The sequence below is a fragment of the Methylobacterium sp. C33D genome, assembly GCF_053345825.1.
This window is the reverse complement of sequence record NZ_JBKFAV010000001.1, coordinates 127972-145961: the sequence shown is the minus strand read 5'-3', so window position 1 is coordinate 145961 and position 17990 is coordinate 127972. Positions and strand designations below refer to the sequence as shown.

The window sequence follows — 17990 nt, the reverse complement described above, 5'->3', positions numbered from 1 at the left end:
GCGACGCGGGTCGACCCGGTCGCGGCCTCTGATTCGGCGACTGTTTCGTTTCGAGCCGTAGGGTGACCGACAGTCGTAAAGTGCCGCTTAACGACGTTTGCACGGCGCCATCACCGAACGCGGGCCGGTCCGACGAACCGTCCGCGTTGAACGCGTGGCGGCACGCTCGATATCAGGGTACGGGGCCGGAGCCCTTGGAGAGGATCGCACACCATGATGCCGAGCCACACCGCCTCGCCGGCGACTGTCCGCCTGCCGGAGGGCGTGAGTGCCGCGCGCGCCGCCGCGAAGGCTGCCGACCTCGGCCATCTCCCGGAATGGGACCTGACGGATCTCTATTCCGGCCTCGATGATCCGAAGTTCTCCGGCGACATGACCCGCGCCGAGGAGGAGTGTCGCCGCTTCTCGGAGACCTATGCCGGCCGGATCGCCGAGCTCGCCGCGGGCCCGGACGCGTCCGCGCGTCTGGCCGAGGCGGTGCGGGCCTACGAGGGCATCGAGGACCTGCTGGGCAAGCTCATGTCGTTCGCCGGGCTCGTGTATTCCGGCGACACCACCGACGAGGCGCGGGCCAAGTTCTACGGCGACACCCGCGAGCGGCTGACCAGCGCCTCGGCGGACCTCCTCTTCTTCGCCCTGGAGCTGAACCGCGTCGACGATGCGGCCATGAACGCCGCGATGGCCGCGGGGCCGCTCGCCCACTACGCGCCGTGGATCGAGGACCTGCGGCGGGAGAAGCCGCACCAGCTCGACGACCGCACAGAGAAGCTGTTCCTCGAGAAGTCGGTCACGTCGAACGCCGCCTGGGACCGGCTGTTCAACGAGACGATCGCGTCGCTGCGCTTCACCGTGCAGGGCGAGGAGATGCCGCTGGAGCCGACGCTCAACAAGCTCCAGGATCCGGACGGCGCCGTCCGCAAGGAGGCCGCCGGCGCGATCAGCGCGGTGCTGCGCGGCCAGCTGCGCGTGTTCACGCTCATCACCAACACGCTGGCGAAGGACAAGGAGATCAGCGACCGCTGGCGCGGGTTCAAGGACGTCGCCGACGCGCGCCACCTGTCGAACCGGGTCGAGCCCGAGGTGGTGGAAGCCCTCGTCGACGCGGTGCGCGCCGCCTATCCCCGCCTGTCCCACCGCTACTACACGCTCAAGGCGAAGTGGTTCGGGCAGGAGGCGCTGCCCTACTGGGACCGCAACGCGCCGCTGCCCCGCGTGGAGCAGCGCACGATCCCGTGGACTGAGGCCCGCGACACGGTTCTGTCCGCCTACGACGCGTTCTCGCCGAGGATGGCGGGGATCGCGCGGCGCTTCTTCGACGAGCGCTGGATCGACGCGCCGACGCGTCCCGGCAAGGCGCCAGGCGCCTTCGCGCATCCGACGGTGCCCTCGGTCCATCCCTACGTGCTGGTGAACTACCAGGGTAAGCCGCGGGACGTGATGACGCTGGCGCACGAGCTGGGCCACGGCGTCCACCAAGTGCTCGCGGGGCCGAACGGCGCGCTGATGGCGCCGACGCCCCTGACGCTGGCCGAGACGGCGAGCGTCTTCGGCGAGATGCTGACCTTCCGCCGGCTGCTGGCCGCGACCACCGACACGACCCAGCGCCGGGCCATGCTCGCCGCCAAGGTCGAGGACATGATCAACACGGTGGTGCGCCAGATCGCCTTCTACTCGTTCGAGCGAAAGGTCCACCTCGCCCGCGCCAAGGGCGAGCTGACCACCGACCAGATCAACGCGCTGTGGCTGTCCGTCCAGGCGGAATCGCTCGGCCCGGCGATCACGCTGGATTCGGGCTACGAGCCCTTCTGGGCCTACATCCCGCACTTCATCCACTCGCCGTTCTACGTCTACGCCTACGCGTTCGGCGACTGCTTGGTGAACTCCCTCTATGGCGTCTACGCCAGGGCGGAGGACGGCTTCGTGGACCGGTACTTCGCGCTGCTCGCGGCCGGCGGCTCGAAGCCCTACGGCGAACTCCTCGCGCCCTTCGGCCTCGACGCGAAGGATCCCGGCTTCTGGCAGATCGGACTCGGCATGATCGAGAGCATGATCGTCGAGCTGGAGAGCATGGAAGGCCAGGCCTGAGCGGAGTGCTGCGGGCCCGGCCGATGCCCGCGGCGCAGGGACCCACGCCCCTGGTTCGCGGCCAGGGGCGGCTTATCTGCGCATCATCATCAGACAAGCAGATCGAGAGATGGCCGAGACCGACCGCGAAGCCAACCGCTTCTCCGCCCGCGCCGGGCGCTACGCCAGCGTGGGCGCCAATGTCGGCGGCGTCGCCGCCCGGATGGCCATGGCGCGGCTGTTCGGAAAGGAGGGCACGACCAACGCCGCCGCCCTCGCGCAGGCGCTCGGCGGCCTGAAAGGCCCGATCATGAAGGTGGCCCAGCTGCTGGCCACCGTCCCGGACCTTCTCCCGCCCGAGTACGCCACCGAATTGCAGAAGCTCCAGGCGGACGCCCCGCCCATGGGCGCGGCCTTCGTCCGGCGGCGGATGCAGTCGGAGCTCGGTGCCGGCTGGCAGGACCGCTTCGGGAGCTTCGACCTCAAGCCCGCGGCGGCGGCGTCGCTCGGCCAGGTCCACCGCGCCACCGCCAAGGGCGGCGACCGTCTCGCCTGCAAGCTCCAGTACCCGGACATGCAATCGGCCGTGGAGGCCGACCTGAAGCAGTTGGAGGTCGCGTTCGCGCTGCACCGCCGGATGAACACGTGGCTCGACACGCGCGAGATCGCGAAGGAGATCGGCGCCCGGGTGCGCGAGGAGCTCGATTACGAGCGCGAGGCCAAGCACGCGGCGCTGTACGGGGCGGTGCTCAAGGACATCGCGGCCGTGCGGGTGCCGCGCGTCTATCCGGAACTGTCGACGAAGCGCCTCCTGACGCTCGGCTGGCTCGACGGGGACAAGATCCTGGGCTTCGCCGACGAGCCCGTCGAGGTCCGTAACCGGATCGCGCAGGCGATGTTCAAGGCGTGGTGGCACCCGTTCAGCCGGGCCGCGGTCATTCACGGCGACCCGCATCTCGGCAACTACACGGTGTTCTCCGACGCCGGCGAGGCCGCGGGAATCAACCTGTTGGACTACGGCTGCGTGCGGATCTTCCATCCGCGATTCGTCGGCGGCGTCGTGGATCTCTACCGCGGCCTGCTGGAGAACGACGACGCCCGCATCGTCCACGCCTACGAGGTGTGGGGTTTCAAGGACCTCGACAAGGAGAAGATCGAGATCCTGAACATCTGGGCGCGCTTCATCTACGGGCCGCTGCTCGAGGACCGCACGCGCACCGTCGCTGACGGGGTCAAGCCGGGGGAGTACGGTCGGCGACAGGCCTTCCAGGTCCATCAGGCCCTGAAGGAGCGGGGGCCCGTCACGGTACCGCAGGAATTCGTCTTCATGGACCGCGCAGCCGTCGGCCTCGGCGCGGTGTTTCTCCACCTCAGATCGGAACTCAACTACCACCGGTTGTTCGAGGCCGAGATCGAGCATTTCTCGCTGGACGAACTCACGAAGCGTCAGGGCAGGGCGCTCGCGGCGGCGGATCTGCCGAAACCGGCCTGAGCCGGCGCGAAGATCCACCGAGAGAGCGATCAACTTGCGTGCGTCCGATTGCGGCAGGTAAACGCTTGAGCTACATCCGACCGCGACCGCAAGAAGTCGCGTCTTAGGGAAACGAGCGCACGATGGCCGAGAGTGACACGGTGGCCGGGCACACCTACAGCCCGGCGATGGACGCGAAGACTCACGAGCAGACCTATCGCGGGTTCGTCCGGTTCGTCGAAATCGCCACCGGCGTCGTGATCTGCTGGGTGCTGGCCCTGGCTATCGGCGGCATCCGCGAAGCGTGGCTGCTGGCCATCGTGGGCGTGATCGCCTCCGGAGCCGCGGGCGCGGTGGGCGCCCTCGCGCCGGCCGTGGGGTGGAAGGCTCCGCTGGTCGTCGGCATTCTCCTGGTCCTCTACCTGTTCTTCGCCTGAGATGGTCGTGCGCGGCGGCATCGAGCGTCGCCGCGGATGACGAGCCCGCTCGCCTGCCGAGCGGGGCGCCTACGCATTGTTGGCAATTAAATTGGGCGCAAGTTACATTCCGGCCGCATCCAACGCGGTATCGTAGATCCGCCTCTCGAAAAGCTGCGCCGGTTCGCGCATTCGAAAGGCCGAGCTTTTCCAGGGGAACCCTCGCATGCGCATTGCTGTGCTGTCCGAGACGGACTCCGCGGAGCCGCGCGTCGCCGCGGTTCCTGAGACCGTCAAGAAGTTCAAGACCCTCGGTGCCGACGTCGTGGTTCAGTCCGGTGCGGGCCAGAAAGCCGGCATCCTGGACTCCGAGTACGAGGCCGCCGGCGCCAGCATCGCCGGGAGCGCCGCCGACGCCGCCGGGGATGCCGACCTCGTGCTCAAGGTGCGGCGCCCGAGTGCCGAGGAACTGCCGCAGCTGAAGCGCGGCGCCACCGTGATCGCGATCATGGACCCCTACGGCAATGAGGACGCCCTCAAGGCTATGGCCGAGGCCGGGATCGACGGCTTCGCCATGGAGCTGATGCCCCGCATCACCCGCGCGCAGGTGATGGACGTCCTGTCCTCGCAGGCGAATCTCGCCGGCTACCGCGCGGTCGTCGACGGCGCCGCCGAGTATGGCCGGGCCATGCCGATGATGATGACCGCCGCCGGCACCGTGCCGGCCGCCCGCGTCTTCGTCATGGGCGTCGGCGTGGCCGGCCTCCAGGCCATCGCGACCGCCCGGCGCCTCGGCGCGGTCGTGACCGCGACCGACGTGCGCCCGGCCACCAAGGAGCAGGTCGAGTCGCTCGGCGCCAAGTTCGTCGCCGTCGAGGACGACGAGTTCAAGCAGGCCGAGACCGCCGGCGGCTACGCCAAGGAGATGTCGGCCGAGTACCAGAAGAAGCAGGCGGAGCTGGTCAAGGGCCACATCGCCAAGCAGGACATCGTCATCACCACCGCGCTGATCCCCGGTCGGCCGGCGCCGAAGCTCGTCTCCGAGGATATGGTGGCGTCGATGAAGCCGGGTTCGGTCCTCGTCGATCTCGCGGTGGAGCGCGGCGGCAACGTCGCCGGCGCCAAGGCCGGCGAGGTCGTCACGAACGACCGCGGCGTGAAGATCGTCGGCCACGTCAACGTGCCGGGGCGGCTCGCCGCCACCTCGTCGAGCCTCTACGCCCGCAACCTCTACGCCTTCGTCGAGACCCTGATCGACAAGGAGTCGAAGGCGCTGGCGATCAACTGGGACGACGAGCTGGTGAAGGCCACCAACCTCACCCGGAACGGCTCGGTCGTCCACGCATCCTTCCAGCCCAAGACCGATGGCGCAGCCTCGGAAGCCGCCTCCGTGGGGCTGGCCAAGTCGGAGGCCAGCAAGGCGTCCGGCGCGGCCGCCCCGACGGGCGCGCAGTGAAGCCCGGCCGAGAGGAGTAGCAGAATGGCAAACGTCATCGTCCCTCCCGATCAGGCGGCCGATCAGGCCCGCGTCCTGGCCGACGCCGCGCGCGCGGCGGCCGCGGTGGCGCGCAACGCCGCCGACCAGGCGCAGGTCATCGCCGACGGCATGGGCCACGGACTGAGCGCTGCCACTGGCGGCGCGGTCGATCCCACCGTGTTCCGGCTCGCGATCTTCGTGCTGGCGATCTTCGTCGGCTACTACGTGGTCTGGTCGGTGACCCCGGCCCTGCACACCCCGCTCATGTCGGTCACGAACGCGATCTCGTCGGTGATCATCGTCGGCGCGATCCTGGCGGTCGGCGTTCCGCTGATCGAGAAGGGAACGGGCCTCGCCCGGTTCTTCGGCTTCATCGGCATCGTGCTCGCCAGCGTGAACATCTTCGGCGGCTTCCTGGTCACGCAGCGCATGCTCGGCATGTACAAGAAGAAGGGCTGAGCCGGTGTCAGAGAACGTCTCCTCCCTTCTCTATATCGTCGCCGGCGTCCTGTTCATCATGGCGCTGCGGGGGCTCTCGCACCCCACCACCTCCCGGCAGGGCAACCTGTACGGCATGGTCGGCATGGGGCTCGCCATCCTGACCACCCTCGTCGGCCACCCGCCGGCGGGTGCCGGCGCCTGGATCCTCGTGCTGCTGGGTCTCGGCATCGGCGGCGGTGCCGGTGCCGTGATCGCCAAGCGCGTGCCGATGACCGCGATGCCGCAGCTCGTGGCAGCCTTCCACTCGCTGGTCGGCCTCGCGGCCGTGTTCGTGGCGGCGGGCGCGCTCTACGCGCCGCAGGCCTTCGGCATCATCGAGAACGGCCACTTCCACAAGCAGTCGCTGTTCGAGATGGGTCTGGGCGTGGCCATCGGCGCCATCACCTTCACGGGCTCGGTTATCGCCTTCGCCAAGCTCGACGGGCGCATGTCCGGCAAGCCGATCATGCTGCCCCAGCGCCACCTCATCAACGCGCTGCTGGCGGCCGGCCTCGTGCTGCTGATCGCGCTGTTCATCGGCACGGAGTCGAAGGCGATCTTCTGGCTGATCGTCATCGCCTCGCTGGTGCTGGGCGGCCTGATCATCATCCCGATCGGCGGCGCCGACATGCCGGTGGTCGTGTCGATGCTCAACTCGTACTCGGGCTGGGCGGCGGCCGGCATCGGCTTCACCCTGGGCAACCTCGCGCTGATCATCACCGGCTCGCTCGTCGGCTCCTCGGGCGCGATCCTGTCCTACATCATGTGCCACGCGATGAACCGGTCGTTCATCTCGGTCATCCTCGGCGGGTTCGGTGGGGACACCGCCGCGGCCGGCACCGGCCAGGTCGAGACCCGGCCCGTGAAGCAGGGCTCGGCCGACGACGCGGCCTACATCATGAAGAACGCCGAGCGGGTCATCATCGTCCCGGGCTACGGCATGGCGGTCGCGCAGGCGCAGCACAGCTTGCGCGAGATGGCCGACATGCTGAAGAAGGAGGGCGTCGACGTGAAGTACGCCATCCACCCGGTGGCGGGCCGCATGCCGGGCCACATGAACGTGCTGCTGGCCGAAGCCAACGTCCCCTACGACGAGGTGTTCGAGTTGGAGGACATCAACGGCGAGTTCCCGCAGGCGGACGTCGCCTTCGTGATCGGCGCCAACGACGTCACCAACCCGGCCGCCAAGACCGACAAGGCCTCGCCGATCTACGGCATGCCGATCCTCGACGTGGAGAAGGCCAAGACCGTGCTGTTCATCAAGCGCGGCATGGGCTCCGGCTACGCGGGTGTCGAGAACGAGGTGTTCTTCCGCGACAACACCATGATGCTGTTCGGCGACGCCAAGAAGGTCGTCGACAACATCCTGAAGTCGCTCTGAGACTCAGGTCTCCGGCAGCTTCGAGGGGCGGGCAGCGATGCCCGCCCTTTCTCGTTGTCGGATCGGGTTCGCCGTCGCTGTTGCGGCGGGGCGCAAGATTCGCCGCGCGGCCCGGTGTAGGGTGCCGCCCGTGTCGTCCGCTCCGCTCCTCGCCGAACCACCGCCCTTCCTGGGTGTCGCCGCCTCCGTGACGGGTCGGCGCTGGCAGGAGCGCTGCGGCGGCGCGGCCGTCCAGAATCACATCGCCAAGATGGTCCAGGCCCACGGGCTGCCGGAGCTTCTGGCCCGGGTTCTGGCGGGACGCGGTATCGTCCCGGAGGCCGCACCGCGCCACCTCGCGCCGCGGCTGCGGGACCTGATGCCGGATCCGGACACGCTCCTCGACATGGAGGCGGCGGTCCGCCGCCTCGTCGGCGCGGTGAAGCGCGGGGAGACGGTGGCGGTGTTCGGCGACTACGACGTCGACGGTGCCGCGAGCGCGGCCCTGCTCGCCGGCTACCTCCGCGGTCTGGGACTGCGCGCGCCGATCCACATCCCCGACCGGATCACCGAGGGCTACGGCCCCAACGTCGCGGCGATCACCGCGCTGGCGGCGGAGGGCGCGACGCTCCTCGTCTGCGTCGATTGCGGAACGAGCGGCCACGCGCCGCTGGAGGAGGCCGAGAAATCCGGCCTCGACGTCATCGTCCTCGACCACCACGCGGCTTCCGAGGTCCTTCCGCCGGCCCGCGCCGTGGTCAACCCGAATCGCCTCGACGACCTCTCGGGCCTCGGCCATCTCTGCGCCGCCGGCATCGTGTTCCTAACCCTGGTCGCGCTGAACCGTGCCCTGCGGCAGGAAGGCTTCTTCGGTTCCCATCGCCCCGAACCGCAGCTCACCGACGCCCTCGACCTCGTCGCCCTCGCGACCGTCGCCGACGTCGTGCCTCTCACGGGGCTCAACCGGGCCTTCGTGACCCAGGGTCTCACGGTGATGCGCCATCGCGGCCGCACCGGCCTCGCGGCGCTGCTGGACGCGGCCTCGCTCGGCGAGCCGCCGGAAGCGTGGCATCTCGGCTTCGTGCTCGGGCCGCGCATCAACGCCGGCGGGCGCATCGGCGACGCCGCCCTGGGCGCCCGCCTGCTGACCACGGCCGATCCCGGCGAAGCCGCCCGGATCGCCGCCGACCTCGATCGCCTCAACCGCGAGCGTCAGGCGATCGAGGCGCAGGCCGTCCTGGAGGCCGAGGCGGAGATGGACCGCGCCCTGACGCTCGATCCGGCCCGCACCGTGCTGGTGACCGCCAGCGCCGAGTGGCACCCCGGCATCGTCGGCCTCATCGCCTCGCGGTTGAAGGAGCGCTTCAATCGCCCGGCCTTCGCCTTCGCGATCCGCCCGGACGGGACCGCCACGGGTTCGGGTCGGTCAATTCCCGGCGCGGATCTGGGACTCGCGGTCCGCGCCTGCGTCGAGACCCGGATCGCCAGCAAGGGTGGCGGCCACGCCATGGCGGCCGGCGTGACGGTGCGCGCCGACGACATCCCGCGCTTCGAGGCGCATCTGGCGATGCTGCTCGGGGCGAGCGTCGCGGTGGCCCGGGCCGCCGACGCCCTGCTGATCGACGGCGGCCTCAGCGCCGGCGGCGCCACCGCCGAGACGGTCCGGCTGCTGCAGCAGGCCGGCCCGTTCGGCCAGGGTGCACCCGAGCCGCTCTTCGCGCTCGGCCGGCATCGTCTCGTCGATGCCGGCGTGGTCGGCTCGAACCATGTCAGGGCCCGGCTGCGCAGCCGCGACGGGCAGGTGGTCGGGGCGATCTGTTTCCGCGCGGCCGAGCGGCCGCTCGGCCTGGCCTTGCTGAACGGGATCGGCCGGGAGATGCACGTGGCCGGGACGCTGTCCTGCGACCGCTGGCGCGGCGCCGAGCGCGCCCAGCTCCGCATCGTCGATCTCGCGCAGTCCGAGCCCTGAGCGCCTGGGCGTCAGCCGCCGGCCATCACGAGCGCCCAGAAGCGCTTGTACCGCGTGGTCGGGGCGTCGACCCGGGCAATCCCGATCCTGCGGATCTGCGGCAGCAGCATGTTCTTGTTGTGCTCGGGGCTCGCCTTCCAGCGGGCGAGCACCTGCTCCAGGGTCTCGGACCCGGCGCTGAGATTCTCGGCCGCCCAGGATCTCGCGAGACCGGCCGACGCCATGCGCGAGGTGAAGCTGCCCCCGATCTCGTGGCTGAGCTGGCCGTGACGGGCGTTGTTGCCGGCCTGGAACGCCGCTGCCTTCACGAGGGCGGGGTCGACCACGACGGGGCTCAGGCCGTGCTGGACCCGGTAGGCCGAGATCGCCGCGGCGGCCGCGACCTCATCGAGCACGGCGGTGTGCGTCGCGTTCTCGACGGGGGTCTCGGGCAGGACCGAGAGACCGCCGCACCCGGTGAGGGCCAGCAGGAGGGCGGCGGCGAGGGCGAGACTGAGCTTGGGCACGGTCCGGACGGCGTTGCGTGAGACGGGACCGCCTCCCTCCGGCGCGGTTGCGGCGAAAGCGCGGCGCGCGATGCGCCTGGACGATCCCGCCGGGCGGCGTGGCGCCAGCGCCACGCCCGGCCGCGGTCAGGCCGCCAGGGCGCTGCCCCTGAGCATGGAGGGCGCGAAGGCGCGCAGCAGATCCGGATCAAGGTGCCCTTTGCTGTCGGTCATGATCGACAGAGCCTCCGCGGGCGTGGCGGGTTGCCGATAGGTGCGCCGCTCGGTCAGGGCGGAGAACACGTCGCAGATCGTCACGATTCGCACGAGGTCCGAGATGTCGGGACCGGACAGCCTGTCGGGATATCCCTTCCCGTCCAGGCGCTCGTGGTGATGGCGGACCACGTCGATCACCGCCTCCTCGAAATCGCCGTGCACGCGCAGCAGGTCGGCGCCGATATCGGGATGGCGCTGCATCAGCCGCACCTCCTCGGGATTGAGCGGCCCCGGCTTGTTGAGGATCTCCACCGGGATGCGCGCCTTGCCGATGTCGTGCAGCAGCGCCGAGCGGACCAGCAACGTGAGGTCGGTCTGACTGAGCCCGATCTGCGAGCCGAAGGTCGCGGCGTGACCCGCGACGCCGAGGGTGTGCTGATAGACGCCGATCTCGTGGCGCCAGACCTCGGCGAGCCACTCGGAGATCCCGACCTCGGAGACGGCCGCCAGGACGAGCTCGGTTCCGCGATCCGCGTCGACGCGCTGCAATCGGGCACCGAGCGCGGCACTGTCGAAGATCTCGGCGACGGCGGCGGTGGCACCCGACACCCGCTCGAGGAGGCGGCGCTGCCGCAACTCGGCGGAGCGCGTCGCCTCCTCGATCATGCCGAAGACGTTCGCCAGAACGAGCTGCCGGGGCGACGCCGCCGGAAGCTGGCGCAGGTAACGGGCGGCCGGCATGGGTTCGCCGCGCACGAGAACGAGGCGCGGAACCGGCGGACCGTGATGAGATAGAGTCGCCTGCAGCTTGGCCGCATGCGCCGGCGGGAGGTCCAAGACGACGAGATGGGGCCGCTCCGGTGGCAGCGGCCCATTTGGCGGGATCGACCGGCAATCCATCACGAGCGCAATGGCACGCTCAAGGGCCGACCGTTCCGACGGGCGATCCGACACGAGGAGGACGAAGGGACCGTCCGAGGAACGCGCTGCGACACCGAGAGCCAACGCGGTAGCTCCTCGCCCGCACGGTCAACGATCGGTTCACCCTACGCGTAAAATTTGAGGAAAGCGTTACCCCTACGCACTCTCGAGCGCCGCGGACCGGTTCTGTCCTCAGGCGAGCTTGGCAGTCGCGACATCGCCGGTCGGCGCGACGGACTTGCCACCGCGCTCGCCGGCGGAGAGAAAGTCGGCGTACTTCACGGTCAGCAGCGCTTGGCAGGCGGCGAAGGCGACGAAAATGGCGAGGAAGCTGGCGATCATCGGTTACTCCGGCGCGGTCTGGATCCGCCTCATGTTGCGATGCAGTAAGTACGATGCCGCCCCGCACCTTGGTATGCCAGATTACGAATACCGATCATGCCGTGCATGCATAGAGCGCGGGAGTTGACGCCACCCGGGCGGAAAAACCCCCGACTCATGCTTTCGAACGGATAGCTGACGCGCGATCTCATGAAGCTGACGACCGCAGAATTTTTTGCGGCGCGACAATGATCGCGCGCAATACAATTTGATGCGAGCGGTGTTGCGAGATCTCCGCCCGTGAGATCTGACGTGGTCAACGACGTCGATCGCGGCGGCAGAGCACACGCGCACGCGTTCGTGTGCCGCGACGCGCACCGCGCAGCCGTCGGGTCGGGATCGGGTCCTGATCAGTCCAGGTAGTCGCCGTAGGTGTCGACGTGCTGAGCGAGCCCGAGGCCGTGCTCGCGGACGAGCCGCTCGGCCAGATCGGCATCGCGCGCTTCGAGCGCCGAGATGATGGCGACGTGCTCCCGGATCGAATGTTCCGCGCGGTCGCCCTGGCGAAGCGCGGTGCTGCGGATGCCACGGACATGCATCAGCAGGTTGCTGGTCAGATCGGCGATCGCTTCGCAGTGACCGAGTGCGATGATGCGCTGATGGAAGCGGATGTTCGCGTCCGAGTACTCGTCGATATGCTCGGACGGCTGACCCTCGAAGAACTCTGGAAACGATTCGCGCAGGGAGCGCAGTTGCGCATCGGTGGCGCGTGCGCAGGCGAGGCGGGCCGCCATGCTCTCCAGCGCCGTCCACGCGTGGATCATGCTGACGATCTCGCGCTTGTTCTTCTTGATCACGAAGACGCCGCGCCGCGCTTCGGAACGGACGAAGCCCTCCTGCTCTAGAACCGTCAGGGCCTCGCGCACCGGCGTGCGGCTGACACCGAGATCCTGCGACAGCTTCCGCTCGTCCAGCCGCACCTCGTCCGGACGCCCGTAGATGTCCATGTTGGTGATGGCCGTCTTGAGCGCCTCGTAGGCCAATGTCCGGAGACTGGAGCTGGCGACGATGGGCTTCACGCTCAGCGGTTCGGAATTCGACATCCCTCGTCCAGTCAGCTCACGCGCATGATGTCTCGCACGCATTCTCTGTCGTGCGCTCACAGAGGACCTAACCCAAACCTTAGCGAGATCCTAGTCGATCGCGGAGCGGTCCCACAGACCTGTGACCCGAGCCGGCATTCGGCGCCTCAAAAATTGCGGCGGCACAACCGCGATGCCGGGCCCTCGGACCCACGTTCGAGGCCACCGATTTAATCCAATCCCGAAAACGTGTATTTTTTTGCATGTTCGATTGACAGCCTCCGGCGATACCAGCACCATTCTGCTGGCATACCGTCGACCATCAGACGTGAGGCTCTGATCCCGACGCGAGTGTTGCTGTACTCGAGACATTATTTGCCTGCGGGCCAAGAATTTTTCGAAGCATCCCGGCCAACTTGTTCTGCCAAGCTGCGCTGCGGCAGGGCATAGATCCGGTCCGAACACGAATCCCAACAATAATACTGCCCAGGAGGGAACGGTATGTCCGAGATCGTCAAACCGGTGGGGCGCGGCCGCTGGCTCCAACTCGCCTTCGGCGTCGTCTGCATGTGCATGATCGCCAACATGCAGTACGGCTGGACCTTCTTCGTGAGCCCGATGCAGGAGCGGCACGGCTGGGATCGCGCGGCGATCCAGGTGGCCTTCACGCTGTTCGTCGTCACCGAGACGTGGCTGGTCCCGATCGAGGGCTGGTTCGTCGACAAGTACGGCCCGCGGATCGTGACGCTGTTCGGCGGCCTTCTCTGCGCCATAGCCTGGGTGATCAATTCCTACGCGGACTCCCTCACCGTGCTCTACATCGCGGCCGCGATCGGCGGCACGGGCGCGGGCGCCGTCTACGGAACCTGTGTCGGCAACTCGCTGAAGTGGTTTCCCGACCGGCGCGGCCTCGCCGCCGGCATCACCGCCATGGGCTTCGGCGCGGGCTCCGCGCTCACGGTCGTGCCGATCCAGGCGATGATCAAGTCGCAGGGCTACGAGGCGGCCTTCTTCTACTTCGGGATCGGTCAGGGCGTGATCGTCATGCTGATCGCCCTGTTCCTGCGCGCTCCGGCCAAGGGTCAGGTTCCGGAGGTCGCCCGGGTCAGCCAGTCCAAGCGGGACTACAAGCCCTCGGAGATGGTCCGCACGCCGATCTTCTGGGTCATGTACGCGATGTTCGTCATGATGGCCGCTGGCGGCCTGATGGCCACCGCGCAGCTCGGCCCGATCGCCAAGGATTTCAAGATCGCCGACGTCCCGGTCTCACTCCTGGGGATCACGCTGCCGGCGCTGACCTTCGCGGCCACGCTCGACCGGGTGCTCAACGGCGTGACGCGCCCGTTCTTCGGCTGGGTCTCCGACCATATCGGCCGCGAGAACACGATGTTCCTGTCCTTCGCGATCGAGGGCCTGGGCATCTACGCGCTGAGCCAGTTCGGGCAGAACCCGATCGCCTTCGTGCTGCTGACCGGTCTCGTGTTCTTCGCCTGGGGCGAGATCTACTCGCTGTTCCCGGCGACCTGCGGCGACACGTTCGGCTCGAAGTACGCGGCGACCAATGCCGGCCTGCTCTACACGGCCAAGGGCACGGCGGCGCTGATCGTCCCCTACACCAGCGTGCTCACGACCATGACCGGGAGCTGGCACACGGTGTTCCTCGCGGCCGCGGCCCTCAACATCCTCGCGGCCCTGCTGGCGCTGTTCGTCCTCAAGCCGATGCGCGCCGCCTACACCAAGAAGCCCGAGGCGGGCCTCGCGCCGGTGCTGGCCCAGTAGCGGGTCCCGATCGACCGGCGCTGCGGCGCCGAACCGACGCGAATGAGCCCGGCGCCGTCTTTACGGCGCCGGGCTTCCTGCATACCGGGAACCGGGCCTTCCGGAGATCGGGCATGGACAAGGACGAGCGGATCGCGCGGGAAAGCGTCGTGGCGGCGGCGCGGGCGCTCGACGCCCAGGGGCTGAACCGCGGCACGTCGGGCAATGTCTCGGTGCGCTTCCGCGACGGGCTCCTGATCACCCCCTCCGGCATGCCCACCGACCGGACCGGTCCGGACGACGTGGTGCGGATGGGCCTCGACGGAACCCACGCGCCGGATCAGAAGCCCTCGTCGGAATGGCGCTTCCACCGGGACATCCTCGCGTCGCGTCCGGAATTCCACGCGGTGGTCCACGCGCATCCGGTCTTCTGCACCGCCTTCGCGATCTGCGGGGAGCCGATCCCGGCGGTCCACTACATGATCGCGGCCTTCGGCGGCCCGACGGTGCGCTGCGCGCCCTACGCGCCCTACGGGACCGCGGAGCTCTCGGACCTGGCGCTCGCGGCGCTCGTCGGCCGCAACGTCTGCCTCCTCGCCAACCACGGCATGATCGCGGCCGGCGCCAGCCTGGAGAAGGCCCTGTGGCTCGCCGTCGAGCTGGAGATACTCTGCCAGCAATACGCCGTCGCGCGGCAGATCGGGACGCCGCTCATCCTGTCCGAGGACGAGATCGGCGCCACGGTCGAGCGCTTCCGCGGCTACGGTCTGAACGCGGCGCGGCCGACCGCGCCGGAGACAACCTGACGCGCCATCGGCCTAGCGGCCCAGAACCTGCCCGACCGCCAGTCCGGCCTCCCGGGCGAATTCGGCCGCCGCGACCTTCTTGCCGCCCTCCGCCTTGACCTTGCGGACCTCGATCCGCCCACCCTGCGCGCAGACGCTGAATCCCTCATCGTCGACGGCGACCACCTCGCCGGGCTTGCCGACGACGTCGGCGAGCTTGCGGATCCGGTTCAGGCTGCAGTCGAAGATCTGGAGCTTCTTGCCGCCGTGCGTGGTCCAGGCGCCGGGCGCCGGGTTGGCCGCGCGGATCAGGTTGTAGATCTGCTCGGCGTGGGACGACCAGTGGATCTCCGCCTCGGCGGCGCGGAACCAGCCCTCGTAGCTCGCGGCGTCCTCGTCCTGATCGATCTCGACATGCTGGCCGGCCACCACCAGATCCGCCGCCTCGAGCATGGCCGCGACGCCCATCGGGAACAGGTTGTCGAAGTAGATGTCGCCCAGGGTCGCGTCGGCGCCGATCGGGCAGGTCTTCTGCAGGATGACCGGGCCCTCGTCGAGGCCGTCGGTGGGCCGGAAGATCGTCAGGCCGGTCTGCAACTCGCCCCGGGCGATCGGCCAGTTGATCGACGACGGGCCGCGGTAACGCGGCAGCAGGCTCGGATGGTACTGGATCGTGCCGTGCTTCGGGATGTTGACGAAGCTCTGCGGCGCGAACTGGAGCACGTAGGCCATGATGCCGATGTCGGCGTTCAGGCCGCGCATCGCGTCCTCGGCCTCGGGACTTTTCAGGCTCGGGAACTGGAAGACCGTCAGCCCCTTCTCGACGGCCGCCGTCTTCAGGACGTCCGGCTTGGCGCCGGGCTTCTCCGGCGCGCAGAACACAGCCGCAACCTCATCGCCTCGTGCGAGGAACGCCTCAAGGACCGCTTTTCCGAAATCCTGTTGACCGATGAAGGCGATGCGCATGCAGGCTCCTGGGTGGTGTCATCCGGGCCCTGAGGGAGCCGGTGAGAAACGTGCCGAACGCGGGCTCGGCGGCGCGACCGTGCCCTGGCTCTCGAACGGCGTCACCCGGTAACCGGGGCGGCGCGACACGCACGCCCCCGGATTGTAACACCGGCGATCCGGGGTCTCGCCCCCGGATCGCCGGACATCGATCACTCCGCCGCGATCTTCTGGACCACGCCGATCGCGCCGGATTCCGAGATCTCGCCGACCTCGGCCTCCGAATAGCCCAGCACGGAGCGCAGGATCTCGTCGGTGTGCTCGCCCAGCAGCGGCGAGCGGGTCACCTCGCTCGGGCTCGCCGACAGCTTGATGGGGTTGCCGACCGTCAGGTACTTGCCGCGGGTCGGGTGATCGACCTCCACGATTGTGCCGGTCTTCCGCAGCGACTCGTCCTCGGCGATCTCCTTCATCGACAAGATCGGGCCGCAGGGAATGTCGTACTTGTTCAGGGTGTCCATCACCTCGAACTTGGACACCTTCATCGTCCAGGCCTCGATCCGCGTGAAGATCTCGTTGAGGTGCGGCAGGCGGGCCTTCGGGGTGGCGTAATTCGGATCGGTCTTCCAGTCCGGCTCACCGATGATGTCGCAGATCGGCTCCCAGACGGCGGCCTGGGTGATGACGTAGATGTAGGCGTTCGGATCCTGCTCCCACCCCTTGCAGCGCAGGATGCGGCCCGGCTGACCGCCACCGGAATCGTTGCCCGCGCGCGGCGTCGCCTCACCGAACGGGATGCCCTCGCCGAACTGGCTGTACTCCTTGAGCGGCCCGTGGGCGAGCCGCTGCTGGTCGCGCAGCTTGACCCGGCACAGGTTGAGCACGCCGTCCTGCATGGCGCAGTCGACCTTCTGACCGAGGCCGCTCTGGGTCCGATGATACAGCGCCGTGACGATGCCGAGGGCGAGGTGCAGGCCGGTGCCGGAATCGCCGATCTGCGCGCCTGTCACCATCGGGATGCCGTCGCGGAAGCCCGTCGTGGAAGCGGAGCCGCCGGCGCATTGCGCGACGTTCTCGTACACCTTGCAGTCCTCGTAGCGGCCCGGGCCGAAGCCCTTCACGGAGGCCAGGATCATCCGCGGGTTGACCTCATGGATCTTCTCCCAGGTCAGGCCCATGCGGGCGAGGGCGCCGGGCGCGAAATTCTCGACCAGGACGTCGCATTCCTTGATCAGGCGCCAGAGAACCTCCTTACCCTTGGGGTTCTTCGAATCGAGCGTGATCGACCGCTTGTTGTGGTTCAGCATCGTGAAATAGAGGCTGTCCACGTCCGGGATGTCCTGGAGCTGCTGGCGCGTGGCGTCGCCAACACCCGGCCGCTCGACCTTGATGACGTCGGCGCCGAACCAGGCCAGGAGCTGCGTACAGGTCGGGCCAGATTGAACGTGGGTGAAGTCCAGGATGCGGACGCCTTCGAGGGCCTTGGTCATGATCGGTCTCGGAGCTGGAGTCGGTCTGGGGATGTCGGAGGGCGGCTCAGGCCGCGCGGGATACCGGTTCGATGCCTGCACGGACCCGTGACGCGCGTGCCGCGACGCCGGGGCAGGTGCCTTCCATCCTCGAACGGATCATGTCTGCTCTCCCTCCCAACGCGCAGTCTCGTCGTATCGCGAAACCGTCACGCGAACCCGGGGTGACGAGTCCGCCGATTTGTATACCACATGCCATTCGCCAGATGCGAGTGCCTATTGTGGACGGCTTCGGCGCCGGCCGGGGACCGACCGTAAGCCGGCGCGGGCTCGCGCTCAACACGCTGCACAGCGTGCATGGGGTCGACAGCGCCGCCCCCTTGGCATTCGGTGACGGGCGGTCCATGATTTCGCCAAAATTGCCCTCGCCGCGGGATGGAAAGTGTCCCGCCGACGTGGGTTGAATGATGTAACGCTGCACGAGGAACGCCCATGCTCGCCAGCACCAGCCTGATCAAGTCGTCCTGGATCGCCGTCGATGTCGCCCATGACCGCGCCGAGCGCGTTCTCGTGGTCGAGACTTACATTGCCGTCAGCCCGCTGGAACCGAATTACGACGCCGCGCAGTACGAGCGCGTGCTCGCCTGCGTTCAGAAGGTGCTCAAGACGCATCCGGAGATCGACCGCGCGTCGATCCTGAGCATGCATCGCGGCTCCGGCTGCACGGCGCTGTTCCGGGACACGTCCGCCAAGCAGCCCGCGGCCGCCTGA

The 17990-nt window shown here is 68.6% G+C and carries 16 protein-coding genes; 10 read left to right on the top strand and 6 right to left on the bottom strand.

Features of this window, described 5'->3' with window-relative positions; translation table 11 throughout:
- Nucleotides 1–213: 213 nt before the first annotated feature.
- The 7 genes from ACLBXO_RS00790 (at nt 214) to recJ (ending at nt 9237) form a co-directional block, all read left to right on the top strand.
- A complete protein-coding gene (locus ACLBXO_RS00790; protein WP_447684172.1) occupies nt 214–2085 on the top strand; it encodes a M3 family oligoendopeptidase in 1872 nt (623 codons plus the stop codon).
- Nucleotides 2086–2194: 109 nt separating this feature from the next.
- On the top strand, nt 2195–3556 hold the full coding sequence (locus ACLBXO_RS00785; protein WP_331317983.1) for an ABC1 kinase family protein: 1362 nt from the start codon (nt 2195–2197) through the stop codon (nt 3554–3556).
- Nucleotides 3557–3678: 122 nt separating this feature from the next.
- Nucleotides 3679–3972, top strand: coding sequence for an aa3-type cytochrome c oxidase subunit IV (locus ACLBXO_RS00780; RefSeq protein ID WP_012319754.1), 294 nt, complete (start codon nt 3679–3681; stop codon nt 3970–3972).
- Nucleotides 3973–4177: 205 nt separating this feature from the next.
- Nucleotides 4178–5407 carry a Re/Si-specific NAD(P)(+) transhydrogenase subunit alpha gene (locus ACLBXO_RS00775; RefSeq protein WP_447684171.1) on the top strand — a complete coding sequence of 410 codons (1230 nt, stop codon included), beginning with the start codon at nt 4178–4180 and terminating at the stop codon, nt 5405–5407.
- A 24-nt stretch (nt 5408–5431) separates the two neighbouring features.
- Nucleotides 5432–5887, top strand: a complete 456-nt coding sequence (locus tag ACLBXO_RS00770; RefSeq protein ID WP_020092006.1) for a proton-translocating transhydrogenase family protein — start codon at nt 5432–5434, stop codon at nt 5885–5887.
- Nucleotides 5888–5891: 4 nt separating this feature from the next.
- Nucleotides 5892–7289, top strand: a complete 1398-nt coding sequence (locus ACLBXO_RS00765; protein ID WP_012319751.1) for an NAD(P)(+) transhydrogenase (Re/Si-specific) subunit beta — start codon at nt 5892–5894, stop codon at nt 7287–7289.
- 130 nt (nt 7290–7419) lie between these two features.
- Entirely contained in the window at nt 7420–9237 is a 1818-nt protein-coding gene (recJ, locus tag ACLBXO_RS00760; protein ID WP_447684170.1) for a single-stranded-DNA-specific exonuclease RecJ, read from the top strand.
- Between the two features lie 11 nt (nt 9238–9248).
- Here recJ and ACLBXO_RS00755 read toward each other — a convergent pair whose 3' ends face one another.
- The 4 genes from ACLBXO_RS00755 to ACLBXO_RS00740 form a co-directional block, all read right to left on the bottom strand.
- Nucleotides 9249–9743 carry a CAP domain-containing protein gene (locus tag ACLBXO_RS00755; protein WP_447684169.1) on the bottom strand — a complete coding sequence of 165 codons (495 nt, stop codon included), beginning with the start codon at nt 9741–9743 and terminating at the stop codon, nt 9249–9251.
- A 126-nt stretch (nt 9744–9869) separates the two neighbouring features.
- Nucleotides 9870–10679, bottom strand: a complete 810-nt coding sequence (locus tag ACLBXO_RS00750) for an HD-GYP domain-containing protein (RefSeq protein ID WP_447684168.1) — start codon at nt 10677–10679, stop codon at nt 9870–9872.
- A gap of 372 nt (nt 10680–11051) precedes the next feature.
- Nucleotides 11052–11201, bottom strand: a complete 150-nt coding sequence (locus tag ACLBXO_RS00745) for a hypothetical protein (RefSeq protein ID WP_447684167.1) — start codon at nt 11199–11201, stop codon at nt 11052–11054.
- Between the two features lie 389 nt (nt 11202–11590).
- Nucleotides 11591–12283 carry a GntR family transcriptional regulator gene (locus ACLBXO_RS00740; protein ID WP_331317994.1) on the bottom strand — a complete coding sequence of 231 codons (693 nt, stop codon included), beginning with the start codon at nt 12281–12283 and terminating at the stop codon, nt 11591–11593.
- A 480-nt stretch (nt 12284–12763) separates the two neighbouring features.
- Here ACLBXO_RS00740 and oxlT point away from each other — a divergent pair, with 480 nt between their 5' ends.
- Together oxlT and ACLBXO_RS00730 are read left to right on the top strand one after the other, a co-directional pair.
- Nucleotides 12764–14041 (top strand): oxalate/formate MFS antiporter, encoded by a 1278-nt coding sequence (gene oxlT, locus ACLBXO_RS00735; RefSeq protein WP_012319745.1) that lies wholly within the window; start codon nt 12764–12766, stop codon nt 14039–14041.
- Nucleotides 14042–14154: 113 nt separating this feature from the next.
- A complete protein-coding gene (locus ACLBXO_RS00730) occupies nt 14155–14826 on the top strand; it encodes a class II aldolase/adducin family protein (RefSeq protein ID WP_447684166.1) in 672 nt (223 codons plus the stop codon).
- 12 nt (nt 14827–14838) lie between these two features.
- Here ACLBXO_RS00730 and ACLBXO_RS00725 read toward each other — a convergent pair whose 3' ends face one another.
- Together ACLBXO_RS00725 and frc are read right to left on the bottom strand one after the other, a co-directional pair.
- Nucleotides 14839–15771 carry a methionyl-tRNA formyltransferase gene (locus ACLBXO_RS00725; RefSeq protein ID WP_331317998.1) on the bottom strand — a complete coding sequence of 311 codons (933 nt, stop codon included), beginning with the start codon at nt 15769–15771 and terminating at the stop codon, nt 14839–14841.
- 191 nt (nt 15772–15962) lie between these two features.
- Complete coding sequence (frc, locus tag ACLBXO_RS00720) at nt 15963–17240, bottom strand: formyl-CoA transferase (protein WP_331318000.1); 1278 nt, start codon at nt 17238–17240, stop codon at nt 15963–15965.
- 471 nt (nt 17241–17711) lie between these two features.
- Between frc and ACLBXO_RS00715 the strand changes: the two genes are divergently transcribed.
- Nucleotides 17712–17990, top strand: coding sequence for a hypothetical protein (locus ACLBXO_RS00715; RefSeq protein ID WP_331318002.1), 279 nt, complete (start codon nt 17712–17714; stop codon nt 17988–17990).

Excerpts from the sequence above, each read along its gene's own strand:
- ACLBXO_RS00790 (WP_447684172.1), top strand. The coding sequence starts at position 214 with ATGATGCCGAGCCACACCGCCTCGCCGGCGACTGTCCGCCTGCCGGAG.
- ACLBXO_RS00785 (WP_331317983.1), top strand. The coding sequence starts at position 2,195 with ATGGCCGAGACCGACCGCGAAGCCAACCGCTTCTCCGCCCGCGCCGGG.
- ACLBXO_RS00780 (WP_012319754.1), top strand. The coding sequence starts at position 3,679 with ATGGCCGAGAGTGACACGGTGGCCGGGCACACCTACAGCCCGGCGATG.
- ACLBXO_RS00775 (WP_447684171.1), top strand. The coding sequence starts at position 4,178 with ATGCGCATTGCTGTGCTGTCCGAGACGGACTCCGCGGAGCCGCGCGTC.
- ACLBXO_RS00770 (WP_020092006.1), top strand. The coding sequence starts at position 5,432 with ATGGCAAACGTCATCGTCCCTCCCGATCAGGCGGCCGATCAGGCCCGC.
- ACLBXO_RS00750 (WP_447684168.1), bottom strand. The coding sequence starts at position 10,679 with ATGCCGGCCGCCCGTTACCTGCGCCAGCTTCCGGCGGCGTCGCCCCGG.
- ACLBXO_RS00745 (WP_447684167.1), bottom strand. The coding sequence starts at position 11,201 with ATGATCGCCAGCTTCCTCGCCATTTTCGTCGCCTTCGCCGCCTGCCAA.
- ACLBXO_RS00740 (WP_331317994.1), bottom strand. The coding sequence starts at position 12,283 with ATGTCGAATTCCGAACCGCTGAGCGTGAAGCCCATCGTCGCCAGCTCC.
- oxlT (WP_012319745.1), top strand. The coding sequence starts at position 12,764 with ATGTCCGAGATCGTCAAACCGGTGGGGCGCGGCCGCTGGCTCCAACTC.
- ACLBXO_RS00730 (WP_447684166.1), top strand. The coding sequence starts at position 14,155 with ATGGACAAGGACGAGCGGATCGCGCGGGAAAGCGTCGTGGCGGCGGCG.
- ACLBXO_RS00725 (WP_331317998.1), bottom strand. The coding sequence starts at position 15,771 with ATGCGCATCGCCTTCATCGGTCAACAGGATTTCGGAAAAGCGGTCCTT.
- frc (WP_331318000.1), bottom strand. The coding sequence starts at position 17,240 with ATGACCAAGGCCCTCGAAGGCGTCCGCATCCTGGACTTCACCCACGTT.
- ACLBXO_RS00715 (WP_331318002.1), top strand. The coding sequence starts at position 17,712 with ATGCTCGCCAGCACCAGCCTGATCAAGTCGTCCTGGATCGCCGTCGAT.